This window comes from Rheinheimera sp. D18 (genome assembly GCF_004345025.1).
GTDB lineage: Bacteria > Pseudomonadota > Gammaproteobacteria > Enterobacterales > Alteromonadaceae > Alishewanella > Alishewanella metallidurans.
In genome coordinates this window covers 193,433-210,712 of the sequence record NZ_CP037745.1, presented here as the reverse complement: position 1 = coordinate 210,712, position 17,280 = coordinate 193,433, and the positions used below count along the sequence as shown (strand labels likewise).

The window sequence follows — 17,280 nt, the reverse complement described above, 5'->3', positions numbered from 1 at the left end:
ATTCGGTGTGGTTGCAGCTGACAATGGTGGCGGGGCTTAAATGCAAAAAACCCCGGCCAATGGCACGGGGTTTTGCTGTATCGGTTTGGTTACATTTTTACCAATAAGCACAGCCCCGCGCACCGCTTTGGAGCACGAGGAGGTTAATAGTAAAAATGCGACGCGTTAAATTCATTTATTGCTCTTATGGTTTAATGCTGCAAATAGGTTTGATCAATTGCAGCCGAGTTAGCAAAGCGCTAATAGTAATAACATGGCTAATTTTTATCTGCAACAGTACAGATGGCTAAAACACTAAAAATGACCCTTTAGCAATAAATTCACATTTGACTCGTTGGTACGAAACCCTGGGGTGTCGGCAATACCGTATTTATTCAGCCAATACACGTACTCAACACCAAGATAGAGTTTATTTTTTAAACCTAAAACCGGGTGCAGCGCCCACTTTAGCTGTGAGGTAAAGTTAAGATTTGCCCGTTGGTCAACGCTGCTGCTAGCCCAATCAATAAAGCCGTCGTAAACAAATTGCTGGGTACCAATAGCAAAAGGCAACGCCCAAGTGGTAGTAAGTTGCCAGTTATCGGCCACGCCGTCATTATTACGCCGATAAAAATTTAGGTTTAAATAACTAAAACCCGGTAGGTTGAGATCGGTGGCAATACCATACAAAACATTAGTTTGCAGTGCCGACATCTCTATAGTGCTGGTAAACAGCACATCTTTTATCAGGCCAAATTGCCAGTCGTTGCTACTAAATTTGCTAAAACTTAGCCGCGGCGACCATTCTGCATAGTTGGTACGCTCACCGTTTTTACCGCGTAAATGATCAAGAAAGAAGAAGCTATCACCCCAACTCGCACCAGCGGCATGTTCAAATGTAAGCACCTGCTGCTTGGCACCGTCTACGCGATAGTTACTGCCATTTAAATAGGTTAGGCTAGCGTCTTGCCATAACATATCCGCTTGCGCTTGCGCCGACACCAACAGCATTGTGCTTATAACTAACAATGACCGCATGGCTTATACCTTAAATTGAGTAACAAGCCGACGCAGTTGCTCTGCGCGTTGCTGCAACACACTAATCGCCTTAAGCTGTTGTTCTGCATTACTATGAATGCTAGATGCGCTGTCAGAAATTAAATGTGCCGATTCATTAATGTGCTCTACTACTGTGCCCTGCTCTTCTGTGGCTGCCGCAACCTGATGGTTACCTGCACTAATGGCTTCAAACTTCTGCTTAATATTAATTAGCGCCGCGACCGAGAGCTCGGTGCTATCGGCAACTTGCCGGCTACTGGCCGTGCCCTGTTGTATTGCTGCCGTAGATTGATTCGCAGTTTGTTGTAAGCGGGTAATTTGGTCGCGTATTTCTAAGGTAGACTCCTGCGTGCGTTTTGCTAGGTTTCGTACTTCATCAGCAACTACGGCAAAACCACGCCCTTGTTCACCCGCTCTAGCCGCTTCAATCGCAGCATTAAGCGCCAGTAAGTTAGTTTGTTCAGAAATAGCGTTTATCACTTCAACTACCGAGTTAATCGACGACGCCTGATTAGCGAAATCAACAATAGTGCGCTCTATATCACCCATAATACTGGTTAACTGCTGCATAGTACGCGACGTTAACGCCATGTTATCGTTAGTTTTATGCGTATCTTGTACCGCAAGTTCAGTGTCTTCGGCGGTGTTATGCGCAATACCCGATACTTCTGAAATAGTTTGGCCCATTTCAGTAATAGCAGTGGCAACCTGATCCGTTTGTGCGCGCTGTAATTCAGTAGATTTAAAGGTGTCATTTGCCAGCTGTACAAGCTGTTCTATCTGCACCTTAATGGCTACTTCGGTTTGTTGAATTTCAGCAACCATTTCGCGAATTTTACCAATAATGGCATTAAAACCTTTAGCCAAGTGTCCCAGCTCGTTGTCGTGGCTTTGATCTAAACGCTTAGTTAGGTCACCACCGTCGCCCGACATCTCAAGTAAATTATCGCCCACTTGGCGAATAGAATTACTCAGCGAATTAGCAAACACTACCGTTAAGCCTATAAAGACTAACGTAAGTAAAAGGCTGGCAATGACAGAAAATAAAATAACGCTATTAATGGCACCACTTATTTCCGCCGACGGCAACACGGCGACTAACTTAAGCCCAGTATCGCGAATATCTTGAATACCAATATACATATCTTGGCCTGACACCTCGGTCTGCTGTAAGCTAAAACCGGTGCTGTGCTTTTGCATTTGCTGCGCCACAGCTTGATACTGCGGTAACTGCTGAATATTTTTTTCTGCTAGTGATAAATCGCGATGCACAACAATCATGCCGTTAGCATCAACTAAAAATAAAAAGCCATTTTCACCCAATTTATAGCTAGTAATAAGGCTAGCCATGGTGGATACGTCATAGCCTAAACCGGCTACGGCAACGGCTTTACCATCAACAATAACTTTCACGTTAACAAACAAAGTTAACTTACCGCTACGCTCGTCGGGGTCTAAACTTAATGAGCGTTTAGTATTGCCTTTTAGCATCGAGAAAAACCAATCATCACGCGGTTCAGTAGCAGACACCGTTTTAAATAAGCCGGCATCGGTATAGTAGTTTTTACTGAAATCTGATACCCAAAATAAGGTTGATGCGCCAGAATCTTGCTGTAACTGTCTAAAATATGCCATAACCTGAGCATGATTTGCCGCGGTGGTTTCACCCTCTTTCATCCAATTATGTAGCATACTATTTGCCGCTAAATTTTCAGATAGGTTTATTGATGGCATCAGCTCAGCACGAGTTTGCTCAGCAATACGGCCTACGCTGTTGGGTAAATATTCGTTGGCGGTTTGCTCGTAATACAAGCCAGAAAATTGGTTAATATTAATTAAGGTTGAAACCAAGGTAAGTAACACCAGTGCCAAACCAACAAAAGCAATAAATACGGTACGTAGCTTAAACTTTTGCATTACAGCTCCATTTTATGCAGACAGCAAAATTAAGTTGTAGCATTACGCGCAGATTAAGCAATGGTTACAGTAAAAAATAACGAATAACACCTTGATACATTGCAACAAAATAAACAGCACCAGAACAAAAACTGCAGCTTTTGACGAAAAGTGCTTGCATAATATGAAAAGGTTGCATAAGATGCGCGCCGTCTTACCAAGCGTATTTACGCGACAGCGACTCTGCCCGGGTGGTGAAATCGGTAGACACAAGGGATTTAAAATCCCTCGCTCGAAAGGGCATGCCGGTTCAAGTCCGGCCCCGGGCACCATTTATCTTCCATGTAACAACAAATCAAACTCTTTATAAATCAGTACTACCTAGAATGGCTAAGCGCGAGCTTGGGATCTGTTCCCATACCGCCTGAACCTGTGCTGTGGTTAGCTTATTTTGCTTACGATTTATAGCGAAAAATATTGGCTGACTGTAGAACATAATATCTAACTTCTTTATATTTGCCTGACTTTGCTGCGCGAGCATTTTATCACCGACTTCTTCGGCTAACACCACACCGTCTACTCTACCACTGCCAAGTAACGATACGCTGGCATTAACACCATCTTGTATCGGTTGTAATACCCCTAACGTCTTTAGTTTGCTTTCTATGACAAAACCTTTGGGTGCGGCCAAGCCATATTTTACATTGTCAAACTTAACGCCGTCCCAGGTCAAAGCGCTGGTTCTCAGGGTATAAATTGGATAATTGACAAAATACAGCCTTAAAGACGCATTGACGCTATTGTCATCTGCGGTTGGAAAAATGAGGTTTTGACTACGCTCTTCGTCCCAGCCCATACCAATTACGCCATCGTATTCGCCATTCATTGTCGCCGACACACACCGACGCCAAGGTAAACGAACAAGAGAAAACGAGATGCCCTGCTGTTGTAACGCGTGTGCTGTTATCGCTGAATGCTGGCCAAAATAAGATTGGTTATCTACTTTGAACTCGGCAAGAAAGGGGTCTTCTGCGGCAGATTCTTGGCATAACTTTAATAGCTCTGCTTGGGCTGGCAAACACACTAAAAAAGTGAGTAGCATGATTCTTAAGTTCATCTGCTGGTTATTACCTTTAACCTAGGCCGCGTTAACAAATTAAAGCTAACGCCAATTGTACAATTAAGCAACACATTGTCGATTTTTGTCCTCATTATTAGCACTACAGAGTAGGTAAGGCTACTTATTTTGCAGTATTGCCCAGCGGCAAAGCGATACGGCAAAATAGACCAGCTGTAAGCTGAATTGCGCCACCCCACTGTAGGAGCCCCGATGACCGACCATATGCCTGATGATTTATCTATTATGGGCCGTGACTTACGCGCCTATACCGATGAATTGCGCCCTAAACATCCCGTGGTGCGAAATGCGTATGGCGAGTGGGTGCTGCTGCGGCATGCCGACGTCGTTACTGCGGCGTTAGATCATCAGCGCTTTTCTAGCAATGCGTCGCGTTTTCTCCAAATACCTAATGGTTTAGATGGCGACAAGCATACCCAATATAGAGCCATAATTGACCGCCATCTAAGTCATGAGGCTTTAGCCCCCTTTATACCCGTGTTTAAACAGGTGGCCGCCACATTAGTTTCAGAACTGCCTAAAGGTGTAGTGCTAGATGCAGTACAAGATATTGGCGCGGTATTTGCGGTGCGTGCGCAATGTGCGTGGTTGGGTTGGCCAGCAGAGCTAGAACCGCAATTATTGGGCTGGATGGCGAAAAACCATGCCGCTACCCGCTCAGCCGATCACAATAAGATGGCTGATGTTGCCCATGAGTTTGATAATATTATTCGCTCAGTCATTATGCCAAGGCGTGAGCTAGCGAACCACCAGCACGACGACGTAACCAGCAAACTATGTCAAGAACGCATTGATGGCCGCCTATTAAGCGAGCCTGAACTAGTGTCTATTTTACGCAATTGGACCGGTGGCGATCTGGGCTCTATTGCGCTGTGTGTTGGGGTTATTGTCGCGCATATTGCTCAGAACCCCGAATGCATTCCTACTCTTCGCACAGCAACAAATAGCCAGATAGATGCGTTTATTGATGAAATATTACGCCTTGACGACCCCTTTGTCTCAAACCGACGCATTACTACCTGCCCCGTTGATATTGGCGGTCAAACTATTCCCAGTGGTGCTAAGGTTAAATTAAATTGGACGTCAGCCAATCGCGATGAGTCTATTTTTAATAACAACAAATTTGATCCGTCTGGCAATGCCGACGCCAACCTTGTTTACGGTATAGGCAAACACGTTTGCCCAGGGCGACTACTTGCTACTTGGGAGCTGCGCATTGCGCTACAAGCACTACTGGATAGCACGCAAAGTATTAGCTTTGCGCTTAACCAGCCAGTAGAGCGAGAAACTGCGCCTGTAGGTGGCTTTCATAAGGTGCCTGTAGTGTTGGGCTAATAGCTGTGCCTGTTAACGTATAAACGCAGCACGACTAACCGTTAGCGCACTAAATGCCAGCCAACGATTACCGGTAGCTAAAGCATCACGTAAGCCTTTTGGTGCCTCTGTTTCAGTATTTTTTAACACATAAGCCACTTACTAGGTGATTATTATTTTTAGCCGACGAAAGCCAGCATATTTGCGATACACTATTCACTGCACAACGAAAAAGGAGCGCTTATGCCACATTATTCTGCTGAATTTATCAAAGACATGCCTAAGTCGGATTTACATCTGCACTTAGATGGCAGTTTGCGCTTAGAAAGCCTTATTGAAATGGCAAAACGCAGTGGTGTGCAATTACCTGCCGATACTGTCGCCGGTTTAAAAAAATTGGTATTTAAAGATAAATATCAAAACCTTGGCGAATACTTACATTGCTTCCAATATACCTGCGCGGTGCTGCGCGATATGGATAATTTAGAGCGTGCCGCTTACGAGCTCGCTATTGATAACCAGCTAGAAGGCGTTAACTATATTGAAGTGCGCTTTGCACCACAGCTGCTGATTGACCTTGCCAAGGGTATTAACTTAGACAAGGTAATGCATGCGGTAAATAATGGCTTAAAACGCGCAATGCAAGAATATAACCAAAGCGCTGACGTTAAAAACGGCCACAAGCCGCCATTTGCTTATGGCATTATTAACTGCGCTATGCGCATGTTTGCTGATAAAGGCTTTTCACCTTATTACACTAATTTGTTTCAATTAATGCATGACTTTGCGCCTATGGACGTGATTAAGCTAGCGGCCATGGAATTAGTACGTGCCAGTGTACGCTTACGCGACACTGAGGGTATTCCAATTGTTGGCTTAGACTTAGCTGGACAAGAATCGGGCTATCCCGCTAGCAAATTTAAAGAAGTTTATGAATATGCTCATCAACACTTTTTACTAAAAACCCTGCATGCCGGTGAGGCTTACGGTGCAGAAAGCGTATTTGAAGCGCTGACTGAATGCTACGCCGATCGCATTGGCCATGGTTATTCTATGTTTATTCCAGAGATGATTACCGAGCCAAGTATTACCGATAAAGCAGCGTATATCCGTAACCTAGCGTCCTATCTTGCCGACAAGCGTATCGCGGTTGAGGTGTGCTTAACCAGTAACCTACAAACCAACCCCGCGCTTGACGATATCAAAAAGCATAAATTTAAAGATATGCTTGAGCATCGCATTGCCACCGTTATTTGTACCGACAACCGACTAGTCTCGAATACTACAGTTTGCAAAGAATACCAACTGGCGTTAGATAACTTTGATATTCCACTTAAGCGTCTAAAAGATATTGTTGCTTACGGTTTTAAAAAAAGCTTTTTCCCTGGCAGCTATGTAGAAAAGCGTGAATATGCTAAACGCTGTTTAGAATATTTTGATCTCGTTGCAAAGCGACACAATCTTACCTAATAAAAACAACAACTTAAACACAGTGTCGCAAAAAGCATACACTGTAACCATCTGAAATATATAGCATATATTTACAAGCCAGATTAACTGTCGCAAATCAGCAACAGTTAATCTGCTTATCTTAACCCAGCCTAGCAACAACAAAACATAACCCAATGTAATTAAACAACTTAAAAATAAATTTCAGAGTTGGCCTGCGCTTTGCATTAGTAAAGATAAGCGACGTTACAGGAGAATGTCGCAAGTGCAAGTCTCAGAGTTTTAAGCTCAGGTGCCTTTGCCACATTCTCCTTTGAACTGTCTTAACGCAGCGCATTAAAGTAAGCAGGCTGCACTTATCGGAGGTTGTTATGGACTTTTTCTTACTGGGTACAATGCTGTTTTTGCTAGCCAACGTTGCTGTTGTAGTTAGCATGTTACGCCGGGTAAACCTGAACAACGATAGCGTATTAGCTTGGGAGCACGCTCAGTTTGCCGTTACTGCTCAACCAGTAACTATCGAGCTAGCAGCACACGCTTATCAAGCCACTTATTTAGCTAAGGCTGCTTAGCACTCGTTACATATTCCCGTTAACTCAGCCTTTGTGCTGATTTTATAGGCCAGTACCCCACTGGCCTTTTTTTTTAATCAGCAAAATGGGTTATGCTTACTGGCCCAGTGTTTACGACAGATATTTATGCGCTTTTCAATACAAACTGCATCGTTGCGTCAATTGGTTTTATTAAGCTTTTTTCTGGCACTGATCCCAGTGGCGGTATTAATGTGGCAAAGCCACCGCGCGTTAAACGGTGTCAGCCAAAATGCCGTAACCGAGGCAGAATCGTCTATTGCCGCAGTGCGTCGTGCAGAAAACATGCAAAATCTCGTGGTCGATATTGAACGTGCAGTGCGCCAGCACGCCGTTGTCAAAACTGATGCGCTGGCCCGAGTAGCGCGTTCGCATCTAAATAACTACCAAGCCTTACTACAGCAAGTGTGTGACAACGTCGGCCAACCACAATTATGCCAACAGCAGCAATATCAATTAAGTATTTTACTCGACACCTTTAGTGCGCTTAACAGCAAAGAACTCGAGCCGATAATGCAGCAGTTTCGTTTACAGCAGCAGCAATTAACCCAGCAAATTTGGTTAAGGCTAGAACAAAATTTACAGCATCAGCAGCAGTTTGTGGTTGAAAGCCAGCAGCTATTAGCTTGGCAAACGGTTGTGTTAGTGGTTTTAACTTTGCTATTAGTATTGTGGGCATCGGGCCGCATTACCGCGCCAGTGCGCAAACTTGATAAAATGATCCGGGCTATAGGTCAGCAGCATCAGTTTCCTGATGAAAAGCTTACTGGCCCGCGCGAGCTTACAGAACTTGGTGAACAATTACGCTGGCTTAGCTCGCGCTTACAGCAATTAGAGGCCCTAAGGCTTATTTTGCTGCGCCATGCTTCGCATGAATTAAAAACACCGTTATCCAGCATTCGTGAAGGTTGTTCGCTATTAAGCGAGCAGTTAGTTGGCCCGCTTAATGCGCAGCAGCTCGAAGTGGTCGGTTTATTAAATGGCAGTGCCGATCGCCTAAGCGTGCTAACCGAGCAGTTACTCGATTACAACCGACTGTTACAGCAAGCTAAGCCTGAGCCTGACTGGCATTCGCCACAGCAGATGTTAAGCGATTGCTTTAACGACCACGCCCTGTCGTTACAGCAACGTGGTCAGGCTATTGAGCTAAATTGCCCACTAAGCACAATTTACACCGACGCGACGCTATTCCGGCGTATACTAGATAACCTGATAAACAATGCCCAAGCCTACGGTAGCCAAGGCAGCCCGGTATGGGTTAAGTTGTATCAGCAAGAACACCAATTAATTTTGGATGTTGCTAATAATGGTAACCCGATACCTACCGCGTTGCGGGAAAAGCTATTTGAGCCATTTCAACGTGGCACCACACCTAGGTTTGACGCAGTGCAAGGCTCAGGCTTAGGTTTATCTATTGTCGCCGACTGCGCCCGCTTACTAGGTGGCCATGCCGACATTGTTGATGTAATTTATGCCGACGTTTGTATTCGGGTAAAATTACCGCTGTTAGAGGAAAAATCAGCATGAAAACCGGACTCATCATCCTGTTCAGCCTAACGTTAGCCGGCTGTCAGCTAACTCCACCCTTGGCACCTGAAACAGCACCACAAGCTCTGCCACAAATAGAACCAACCGTAAGCCATCCACCAGAACTCGTGCCGGTTGATACGCCGCTTAGCTTGCACGACGACGCTTTGACACTACAAGCTTGGATAAATTACCGCGCCAGCATACTAAACCAAATGAACGAAGAGCGAGAACTGCTGGCAAATGACAGCGTGCAAGACGACGTATGGCAGTTAAAGCGCACTATATTGCAACTACACCCTGATACGCCCTACTTAACTCGGTTACGCATACAAATGCAATTGGCCGAACAACTAGCCGCCTTGCCCGCACCTTTAGCCGCATTACTAAGCTGGGATCTGGCTTTTAACCAAAAGCTGCTAGAAGCAGAGTCTGCCGTTAGTGCTCTTACTCGGCTAAATGCGCAGCAGCACGACAATATTGAACGCTTACAAAAAACCAATAAAGAGCTACAAAAGAAAATAGATGCGCTAACGCAAATTGAAGCCCAGCTAAACCAGTCAACCAAACTGCAAGAGGACCATAATGGCCAGCCCTAAGCCCCGCTTATTGCTTGTAGACGACGACCCCAGCCTGCTGCGGTTGTTAACATTGCGCCTAGAAGGCGAAGGTTATCAGGTAATTAGCGCCGACAGTGCTGAAGCGGCCTTGCCGCTGCTGACTAAGCACAGTGTAGATGTGGTGCTAAGCGATTTACGCATGCCTGGGTTAGACGGCATGAGCCTATTTGATGAAATTGCCAAGCGTTACCCCGGTTTACCTGTGGTATTAATGACGGCACACGGCTCGATACCAGAGGCTGTTGCCGCAACCCAACGCGGCGTATTTGGCTTCTTAACTAAGCCACTTAATACCGCAGAGCTGCGCGACATTTTGCAAAATGCGGTGCACTTATCGGTGCCAGAACAAGCCGAGTGGCGTGCAGAAATTATTACGCGCTCGCGCTTAATGGAAGAGGTATTAGAGCAAAGCTACCGCGTAGCTCAACGCGACGTTAGCATATTGATCACCGGTGCCAGCGGTACCGGTAAAGAATTGCTCGCTAAGGCCATTCATAAAGCTAGCCCGCGTGCGGCTAATGCTTTTGTTGCGATAAATTGCGGCGCCTTACCAGAGCATTTACTCGAGTCTGAACTGTTTGGTCATACCAAGGGCGCTTTTACCGGTGCCGTTACCGAGCATGGCGGGTTATTTCGTGAAGCCGATGGCGGCACACTGTTTTTAGATGAAATTGGCGACATGCCGGTATCATTACAAGTTAAATTATTACGCGCCTTGCAAGAGCGACAAATTCGGCCGGTTGGCAGCGCAAAAACCATTCCTATTAACGTGCGTGTGCTGTCGGCCACCCACCGCGATTTACAACAAGCTATGCAAGATGGCAGCTTTCGTGAAGACTTATACTACCGCTTAAATGTGGTTAATTTACAGCTACCGTCATTAGAAAAACGACCAGAAGACATTCCACTGCTGGCGCGCCACGTATTACAGCAAAGCGTACGCCGGCATAAGGTCGATGTTACCCGTTTTTCCGACGATGCCATGCAATTGCTTGCCACTGCAAAATGGCCAGGTAATGTGCGCCAACTGGTCAACGTCGTCGAACAATGTGTGGCCTTAACCCATAGCCCCGTTATTGCAGCGGCGCAGGTAGAACAAGCGTTATCGCAAAACAGTAGCTTTTGGCCTACGCTAACCGAAGCGCGTGACCAATTTGAACGCCAATATCTAGTTCGGGTTTTGCAGATGACCGAAGGTAACGTAACCCGGGCCGCAGAACTGGCTGGGCGCAACCGTACCGATTTTTATAAGTTATTGAAAAAGCATGAGCTTAGTGCCGCGCAAATAACTGAACAAAACGATGAAGCTGAGTAATATTGATGACTGCTATTACCCCATCTGACGCACATCTAATTGATGACGAACACAACCCAGAGCTAATAAAAGCGAAAATTATTAGCGAAACCGCACGCATTAACTGGCGAGAACTGCAAAAGTTTTATGCTGCAGGTTCGGTTATTACCGTAGCGCCAAACTTAGATTTAGTTGAAGTGGCTTTTGCCTTTAACCGTGATGATAAAAATGCCGTGGCGAATTGGTTAGCAAGCGGTTTAGTCGAGCGCACTTCAGAGCAACATGCCAATATGTGGTATCAACAACAAACCGAGCTATGGGCTGCTGTGGTATCACCGTGGATATTAGTGCAAGATAAGCCGTTAGCTAACACCTTAAATTAACGCCTAGCAGAGCAGTATAACAACATGAGCGATATCTATAAAAAAAGCAGTAGTTCGCGGGTTACCTTGTCGCAGTTAATGCTGCCATCACACTCTAATTTTAGCGGTAAAATTCATGGTGGCTATTTGCTGTCGCTAATGGACCAAATTGCCTTTGCTTGTGGCTCTAAATATAGTGGTAAATACTGCGTTACTGCCTCAGTTGATCGGGTAGATTTTCTTAACCCCATTGAAGTGGGTGAACTGGTCACGCTAAAAGCCATGGTTATTTTTGTCGGTAATAGCTCTATGGTGGTGGGTATTCGCGTAGAAGCGCAAAATATTCAAACCGGCAAGGTAAAGCATTGTAACTCCTCATATTTCACCATGATCGCCAAAGACGAACAGGGCAACAATGCGCGAGTGCCCCGGCTAATTTTAAACAGCAAAGAAGAAGTGCTGCGCTTTGTAAAAACCACGCAGCGTTTAAAACTACGTCAAAGCTATGCTGAACTTTGCACCGATTTTGATGGCGACATGCAACAAGCCATAGACAAAATTACCCAAGATTTTGGCGCTCAGGTGCAGCTGCCTTAATAGCTACCCGCAAAATTAACCCTAAAACAGCACGGGGCGGCCACTATCCGTGCTGTTTTGCCTACTTACTGTTAGTAACCGGCTGCTTGACCATCTTTACGTGATTCTGATGCACCTAGCCATACGCCATTTTTATGATCGCGCATAATGGCCTGATAACCACCATAACCGCCTAAACCGTAGCGAACATCATGGCCTTTTTGCATTAGGCCGCGCACTGCTTCATAGGGCACACCGCGCTCCACTTCAATATAACCGCCATTGTCTAAGTACATATCGGCGTTATCGGTTGGCTCGGTATTACCCAAATGTTGCCAACGTGCAGCGTCTCCGGCCTCTTGTAAGTTCATGCCATAATCGGCCATATTCACTAAAATTTGCACATGGCCTTGCGGCTGCATTGCGCCACCCATTACGCCAAAGCTGATAAGGGGTTTGTTATCTTTAGTCACAAAGGCCGGAATAATAGTTTGAAATGGCCGCTTACCCGGTTGGTATACGTTGGCGTGCTTTTTATCCATCGAGAACATTTCACCGCGGTCTTGAAAGACAAAACCTAAGCCCGGCACTACTACACCTGAACCCATACCACGGTAGTTACTTTGAATGAGCGACACCATATTGCCGTGTTTATCGGCGGTGGTCATATAAATAGTATCACCTTGATACAACGCAGGGTTACCGGCGTCTACTCGTTTTGCGGCTTTGTCGCCAATTAATTTTGCGCGTTCGCGGCCATATTCTGCAGAAATTAAGCCGGCTATAGGCGCTTTATTAAAGTCTTGATCGGCATAAAACTTGGCGCGGTCTTCAAACGCCAGTTTTTTTGCTTCAACTAATAAATGTAAACTTTCTACGGTATTAAAGCCTGCCGCCTTTAAATCAAAATTCTTTAATATTTGTAGCATTTGCAGCGCAGCAATGCCTTGGCCATTAGGCGGCAATTCCCATAACGTATAACCTTTGTAGTCAACACCCACGGGCTCTACCCAATCGGAGTGGTGGTTAGCAAAATCGGCAAAGCGTAAATAACCGCCGTTAGCGCGCATAAAGCGGTCTATTTCTACCGCAATATCGCCTTTGTAAAACGCATCACGGCCCTCTTTTGCTAATTTTTTTAACGTACTGGCTAGCGCAGGGTTTTTAAACATTTCGCCTTTAGCCGGTGCTTTACCATTAATGGTAAAAGTGCCGCTAAAGTCACCCGGTTGTTTACTAAGCACTGGCACACTGCGATCCCAGTAATAGGCAATGAGCTCACTCACCGGAAAACCTTGCTCAGCATAGCTAATAGCCGGTTGTAAAATATCGCTCATTGGCAGGCTGCCAAACTTTTTATGCAGCGCAAACCAACCATCTACCGCACCCGGCACACTAATAGGTAACATACCATGTGGCGGCAAGCTGGTACGGTTTAGCGTTTTAAGCTCATGTGCCAGCATGTCGTAACTTAAACTAAGTGGCGAGCGGCCAGACGCATTTAAGCCGTGTAATTTTTGCGTTTTAGCATCCCAAACAATGGCGTATAGGTCGCCACCAATGCCGTTACCTGTGGGTTCCATTAAGCCTAATGCCGCGTTGGCAGCAATAGCGGCATCAATAGCATTACCGCCACGTTTCATTACGTCTAAGGCAATTTGTGTCGCAAGTGGCTGGCTGGTTGCCGCCATGGCAGTAGGGGCGATAACTTCAGAGCGGCTAGCAAAATCAGCACCGGTTATTCGGTCATAACCGTGCGCTTGGCCAGCAACAGCCAAGCCAACACTGGCAGCAACAGCAACAATAAGGCTTTTCATAGCAGGGTTCCTAACATGAGTGTGTTAATGACACTACGTGGCAAGTGGCAAAGCCGCCATCACTTTACGACCAAATAATGGCTAATTGCGGTAGTTATACCGACAGTAAATGCTGATTAAGTAAACGTTTTTGCTCAACTGAGAGCGGTTTTGCTGTATTGGCAACATAATCGAACTGCACCATCACTGCTGTACCCGATACGGTTTTTACCCCGTCTTGCCAGGCTTCTTGGTACACATCGAACGAGCTGCCGCCAATACGGCTAATATAGGTGCGTACTTCAACCTCCTCGCCGTATTGGGTTTGGGCGTGATAATCAAGCTTAATACTGGCAATAATAAGCGGCCATTGCTGCAGGTTTAGCTCTGGCGTAAAAATTTTAAATACGCCTTGGCGCGCACCTTCAAACCACACGGCAAATACCGTGTTATTAATATGGCCTAAGGCATCGGTATCAGAAAAACGTGGCTGTAGTACTTCACTAAACATAATATCGTCCTATAAATCGCTAGATATAAATTCGACGATTATCATGCGCCAGCATTAAACTCGATACAAGTAACCCGGTTAGACAAATAATATTGCTAGGTTTGAGCCCACTGCCGCAGCAAGTTATGGTAAACACCGGTAAGCTGCACTATTTCTTGGCTATCGGCTACTTGTTGGCGTAACGACTGAATGGCCATATCCATATCAAATAACAAGCTACGCTTTTCATCACTGGCTACCATACTTTGTAACCAAAAAAACGAGGCTAAACGTCGCCCTCGCGTTACCGGTGTCACCTTGTGTAAGCTGGTTGACGGGTACAACACCATATCACCGGCGGCCAGTTTTACTTTGTGCGCGCCAAAGGTATCTTCAATAACTAATTCACCACCGTCGTACTCATCCGGTTCAGAGAAAAACAACGTCATTGATAAATCGGTGCGTACTTTTACCGGTGTGCCCAGCACTTGCCGAATAGCATTATCAACATGCACGCCAAACGACTGGCCACCTTGGTAACAGTTAAACAATGGCGGAAATATTTTTAGCGGTAATGCGGCGGACATAAATAGTTTATTTACCGCCAGCGCCTGAAGCACCATATCGCCTAATTGCTTAGCTTCACGGCTACTTTCTGGCAGTTGTAAGTTATGTTTGGCCTGCGCCGACTGATAACCGGCAGTAACATTACCATCAGCCCAATCAGCTGCTAGCAATAACTCTTTGCCAGCAGCTACCTGCGCTTTATTTAATACCTGTGGAATTTTTAACAGCATTTCAACTCCGGTGAAAATTAACGTGGTATTTAACGGAGAAAACCCCGCACACATTGCTGCTAGCGGGGCTTAACACTCGCGTGTATTTAGAAACTGTAACTTGCGGTTACACTAACATAACGCCCAGCACCAGGAATAAAGTGCCCGCCACCTAACTGCTCGATATAACGTTTATCGGTTAAGTTAACACCGTTTAGCTGTAGGCCTAACTTTTCTGTGGCTTGGTACGACAACATAATATCGTAGCTGGTGTAACCTGGGGCAACTTTGCGCGTTGCGGTAGAACCGTTATAACGCTCGCCCACGTATTGCGCACCACCACCAAATGCCAGTTGGTCGTTAAAGTCGTAACGGCTCCAAACACTTAACGAATGTTTAGGCGTGCGAGCCAACTCCATTCCCACTTGGTTGGCAGCACTGCCTTCTGCGCTAATTACTTCGCTGTCTTGATAGGTGTAAGAACCAATAACTGTCCAGTTAGGCTGTAAATAACCTACTGCACTTAGCTCAAGGCCTTGCACTCGCTGCTCGCCATTTAGCGTATATTCACCGCTAAAGTCTGGATCTGGTGTGCGCGCATGGTTTTTATCGGTTCTAAATAGGGCCACGCTAGTTAATAGGCGTCCATCTAGCAAGTCCCATTTAGTACCAAGTTCAATACTACGGGTTTCCTCTGGGTCTAATTCCGACATATTGCCAGTAGCTGATACCGTTAAGCCTTCAGCCGATGGGTTAAACGAATTACCGTAGGCAAAGTAAATGCTGCCGTTAGCTGCAGGTTTGTACACTACGCCGGCGTTCCAACTTAAAATAGAATCTTTCGTATCAACCGTTAACGTAGGATCTGCGTAGTTATACTGATAATCAGTTTTAAAGTTGTCCCAACGCGCACCTAAGGTCAGCTCCCATTGCGGATCTAGTGTCATGGTATCGAACACATATAATGCCGTACTTTTGCCTTTAGCTTTGGTACTAGTGCCGTCACGGCCATAAACGCCGGTGTAGGCTTTACGTGGGTCTGGGTTATATAAATCGACTAATACCGGTGTGCTATCTAAATTGTCGTCCACTAAATCAACCATATTCCAGCGCTTAAAGGTTTCACTAGCCCACTCGACACCAGTGACTAGGTTATGTTTTACGCTGCCGGTTTGGTATTCACCAATTAGATCAAACTGCACTGCCGATAATGAATTTTTCGTATCACGAGTTTTTTCATCGCTTTGCCGCACGTCAGTACTGGTTTTCTGATTAATAAAACGCGGTGCGGTAACAATGCTTTCACGCGCGACTGAGCCTACCCGTGCTTGAACCCGCAAGGTTGTTGTATTGCTTATATCTTGTTCAAACCGCGCGGTTAGCGATTGCCCTTTTATATCTTCGTAATCACGAAATACGTTACCGTAAAAATTATCAAAACTTACCGGTGGTGCTTTATTAATATAGGGCGCCAACGCAGGTATTGCTGCCGCATCCGACACCCAAGGTAAGCCATAGTCAGATAAGTTATCTTGTTTTTGATATTCAGCATTAATACTAAAACGCTGCTCGGTACCAATACCGGTTGCCAATGACAATGCCGCAGCATTTTTACTATTAAACACTTCGTTGCGACCAGCAACGTCAATATCGTCCGATAATAAGTTAAGCCGCAGGGCCGTGGTTTCGCCCACAGCAATATTACTATCAAGCATCGCGCGATAATCAGACTCTGTGCCTAAACGCAGGCTAACATCGGTAAATTGGTCTAATTTAGCAGTTTTTGATTGTAAGTTGATGCTACCGCCTGTCGCGCCACGGCCAGACACCGCAGAACCTGGGCCTTTTGCTACTTCAATGCTTTCTAAGTTGTAGGTGTCACGGCTATAACCGGCAATATCACGAATACCATCAACAAAAATATCGGTGCTAGCACTAAAACCACGAATTGACATGCTATCGCCGCTTGGCGCGCCACCTTCACCAGCCGCTAGTGAAATACCCGACACGTTACGCAGCGCATCACGCAAGCTATCAACTGAACGATCTTTCATAACCGCTTGAGGTATAACGGTAATGGTTTTTGCAGTGTCTAGTAATGGCTGAGTAAGTTTGAAATTAGCCGAACGTTCAACTTTTACGTCGCCTTCAGTACTGGTTTTTGCTTCAGCTACGGCCAGCTCTTGTACCGGTTCGGTTTGTTGCGCATGAGCTTGCGCAGCTAGTACAGCACAGGCTAGCGTAACGGCTAGGGCCAGAGGCGCCTTATTAAACTTGGTACCGTTATTGGCAGAATCAGCCTTTAATGTCATGTTTTGCTCCATGTTTTTGTCGTTCTAGCGCTCGAATAGCGCATCAATCCGGACGGTTGTATGCCGGCATTTATTTATCGGCGAATATGCTAGCACTGCGAT

15 protein-coding genes and 1 tRNA gene are annotated in these 17,280 nt (G+C 45.7%); 9 read left to right on the top strand and 7 right to left on the bottom strand.

Annotation, left to right across the window (positions count from 1 at the left end; all coding sequences use genetic code 11):
- Nucleotides 1-294 precede the first annotated feature (294 nt).
- Nucleotides 295-1,017: an outer membrane protein OmpK gene (locus E0Z06_RS00980; protein WP_132581075.1), complete on the bottom strand. Its 723-nt coding sequence runs from the start codon at nt 1,015-1,017 to the stop codon at nt 295-297.
- 3 nt (nt 1,018-1,020) lie between these two features.
- Nucleotides 1,021-2,955 carry a methyl-accepting chemotaxis protein gene (locus E0Z06_RS00975; RefSeq protein ID WP_132581073.1) on the bottom strand — a complete coding sequence of 645 codons (1,935 nt, stop codon included), beginning with the start codon at nt 2,953-2,955 and terminating at the stop codon, nt 1,021-1,023.
- 224 nt (nt 2,956-3,179) lie between these two features.
- Between E0Z06_RS00975 and E0Z06_RS00970 the strand changes: the two genes are divergently transcribed.
- Nucleotides 3,180-3,266: transfer RNA gene (locus tag E0Z06_RS00970), tRNA-Leu, on the top strand.
- Nucleotides 3,267-3,298: 32 nt separating this feature from the next.
- Here the strand turns inward: E0Z06_RS00970 and E0Z06_RS00965 are convergent.
- On the bottom strand, nt 3,299-4,051 hold the full coding sequence (locus E0Z06_RS00965; RefSeq protein ID WP_132581071.1) for a transporter substrate-binding domain-containing protein: 753 nt from the start codon (nt 4,049-4,051) through the stop codon (nt 3,299-3,301).
- Between the two features lie 213 nt (nt 4,052-4,264).
- On the opposite strand from E0Z06_RS00965, the gene E0Z06_RS00960 reads away from it, so the two are divergent.
- The 8 genes from E0Z06_RS00960 to E0Z06_RS00925 all read left to right on the top strand — a co-directional run bounded on the left by E0Z06_RS00960 (nt 4,265) and on the right by E0Z06_RS00925 (nt 11,825).
- Complete coding sequence (locus E0Z06_RS00960; RefSeq protein ID WP_132581069.1) at nt 4,265-5,407, top strand: cytochrome P450; 1,143 nt, start codon at nt 4,265-4,267, stop codon at nt 5,405-5,407.
- Nucleotides 5,408-5,629: 222 nt separating this feature from the next.
- Nucleotides 5,630-6,856: an adenosine deaminase family protein gene (locus E0Z06_RS00955; protein ID WP_132581067.1), complete on the top strand. Its 1,227-nt coding sequence runs from the start codon at nt 5,630-5,632 to the stop codon at nt 6,854-6,856.
- Nucleotides 6,857-7,206: 350 nt separating this feature from the next.
- Nucleotides 7,207-7,407 carry a hypothetical protein gene (locus E0Z06_RS00950; protein ID WP_132581065.1) on the top strand — a complete coding sequence of 67 codons (201 nt, stop codon included), beginning with the start codon at nt 7,207-7,209 and terminating at the stop codon, nt 7,405-7,407.
- Nucleotides 7,408-7,533: 126 nt separating this feature from the next.
- Nucleotides 7,534-8,952, top strand: a complete 1,419-nt coding sequence (locus E0Z06_RS00945) for a HAMP domain-containing sensor histidine kinase (protein WP_132581063.1) — start codon at nt 7,534-7,536, stop codon at nt 8,950-8,952.
- Nucleotides 8,949-9,551: a hypothetical protein gene (locus tag E0Z06_RS00940; protein ID WP_132581061.1), complete on the top strand. Its 603-nt coding sequence runs from the start codon at nt 8,949-8,951 to the stop codon at nt 9,549-9,551. Before E0Z06_RS00945 ends, E0Z06_RS00940 begins: the two co-directional genes overlap by 4 nt.
- Nucleotides 9,538-10,887, top strand: a complete 1,350-nt coding sequence (locus tag E0Z06_RS00935; protein ID WP_132581059.1) for a sigma 54-interacting transcriptional regulator — start codon at nt 9,538-9,540, stop codon at nt 10,885-10,887. The genes E0Z06_RS00940 and E0Z06_RS00935 overlap by 14 nt, the downstream gene beginning before the upstream one ends.
- Nucleotides 10,888-10,892: 5 nt before the next feature.
- Complete coding sequence (locus E0Z06_RS00930; protein WP_132581057.1) at nt 10,893-11,249, top strand: DUF2288 domain-containing protein; 357 nt, start codon at nt 10,893-10,895, stop codon at nt 11,247-11,249.
- A 24-nt stretch (nt 11,250-11,273) separates the two neighbouring features.
- On the top strand, nt 11,274-11,825 hold the full coding sequence (locus E0Z06_RS00925) for an acyl-CoA thioesterase (protein WP_132581055.1): 552 nt from the start codon (nt 11,274-11,276) through the stop codon (nt 11,823-11,825).
- 71 nt (nt 11,826-11,896) lie between these two features.
- Here the strand turns inward: E0Z06_RS00925 and ggt are convergent, their stop codons facing one another.
- The 4 genes from ggt to E0Z06_RS00905 form a co-directional block, all read right to left on the bottom strand.
- Nucleotides 11,897-13,621 carry a gamma-glutamyltransferase gene (gene ggt / locus E0Z06_RS00920; protein WP_132581053.1) on the bottom strand — a complete coding sequence of 575 codons (1,725 nt, stop codon included), beginning with the start codon at nt 13,619-13,621 and terminating at the stop codon, nt 11,897-11,899.
- 94 nt (nt 13,622-13,715) lie between these two features.
- The gene (locus tag E0Z06_RS00915) at nt 13,716-14,111 is read right to left on the bottom strand and encodes a thioesterase family protein (protein ID WP_132581051.1); all 396 of its coding nucleotides are present in this window, start codon (nt 14,109-14,111) and stop codon (nt 13,716-13,718) included.
- A gap of 95 nt (nt 14,112-14,206) precedes the next feature.
- A complete protein-coding gene (locus tag E0Z06_RS00910; RefSeq protein ID WP_132581049.1) occupies nt 14,207-14,887 on the bottom strand; it encodes a Fe2+-dependent dioxygenase in 681 nt (226 codons plus the stop codon).
- A gap of 86 nt (nt 14,888-14,973) precedes the next feature.
- Nucleotides 14,974-17,178 (bottom strand): TonB-dependent siderophore receptor, encoded by a 2,205-nt coding sequence (locus tag E0Z06_RS00905; RefSeq protein WP_132581047.1) that lies wholly within the window; start codon nt 17,176-17,178, stop codon nt 14,974-14,976.
- Nucleotides 17,179-17,280: the final 102 nt, after the last annotated feature.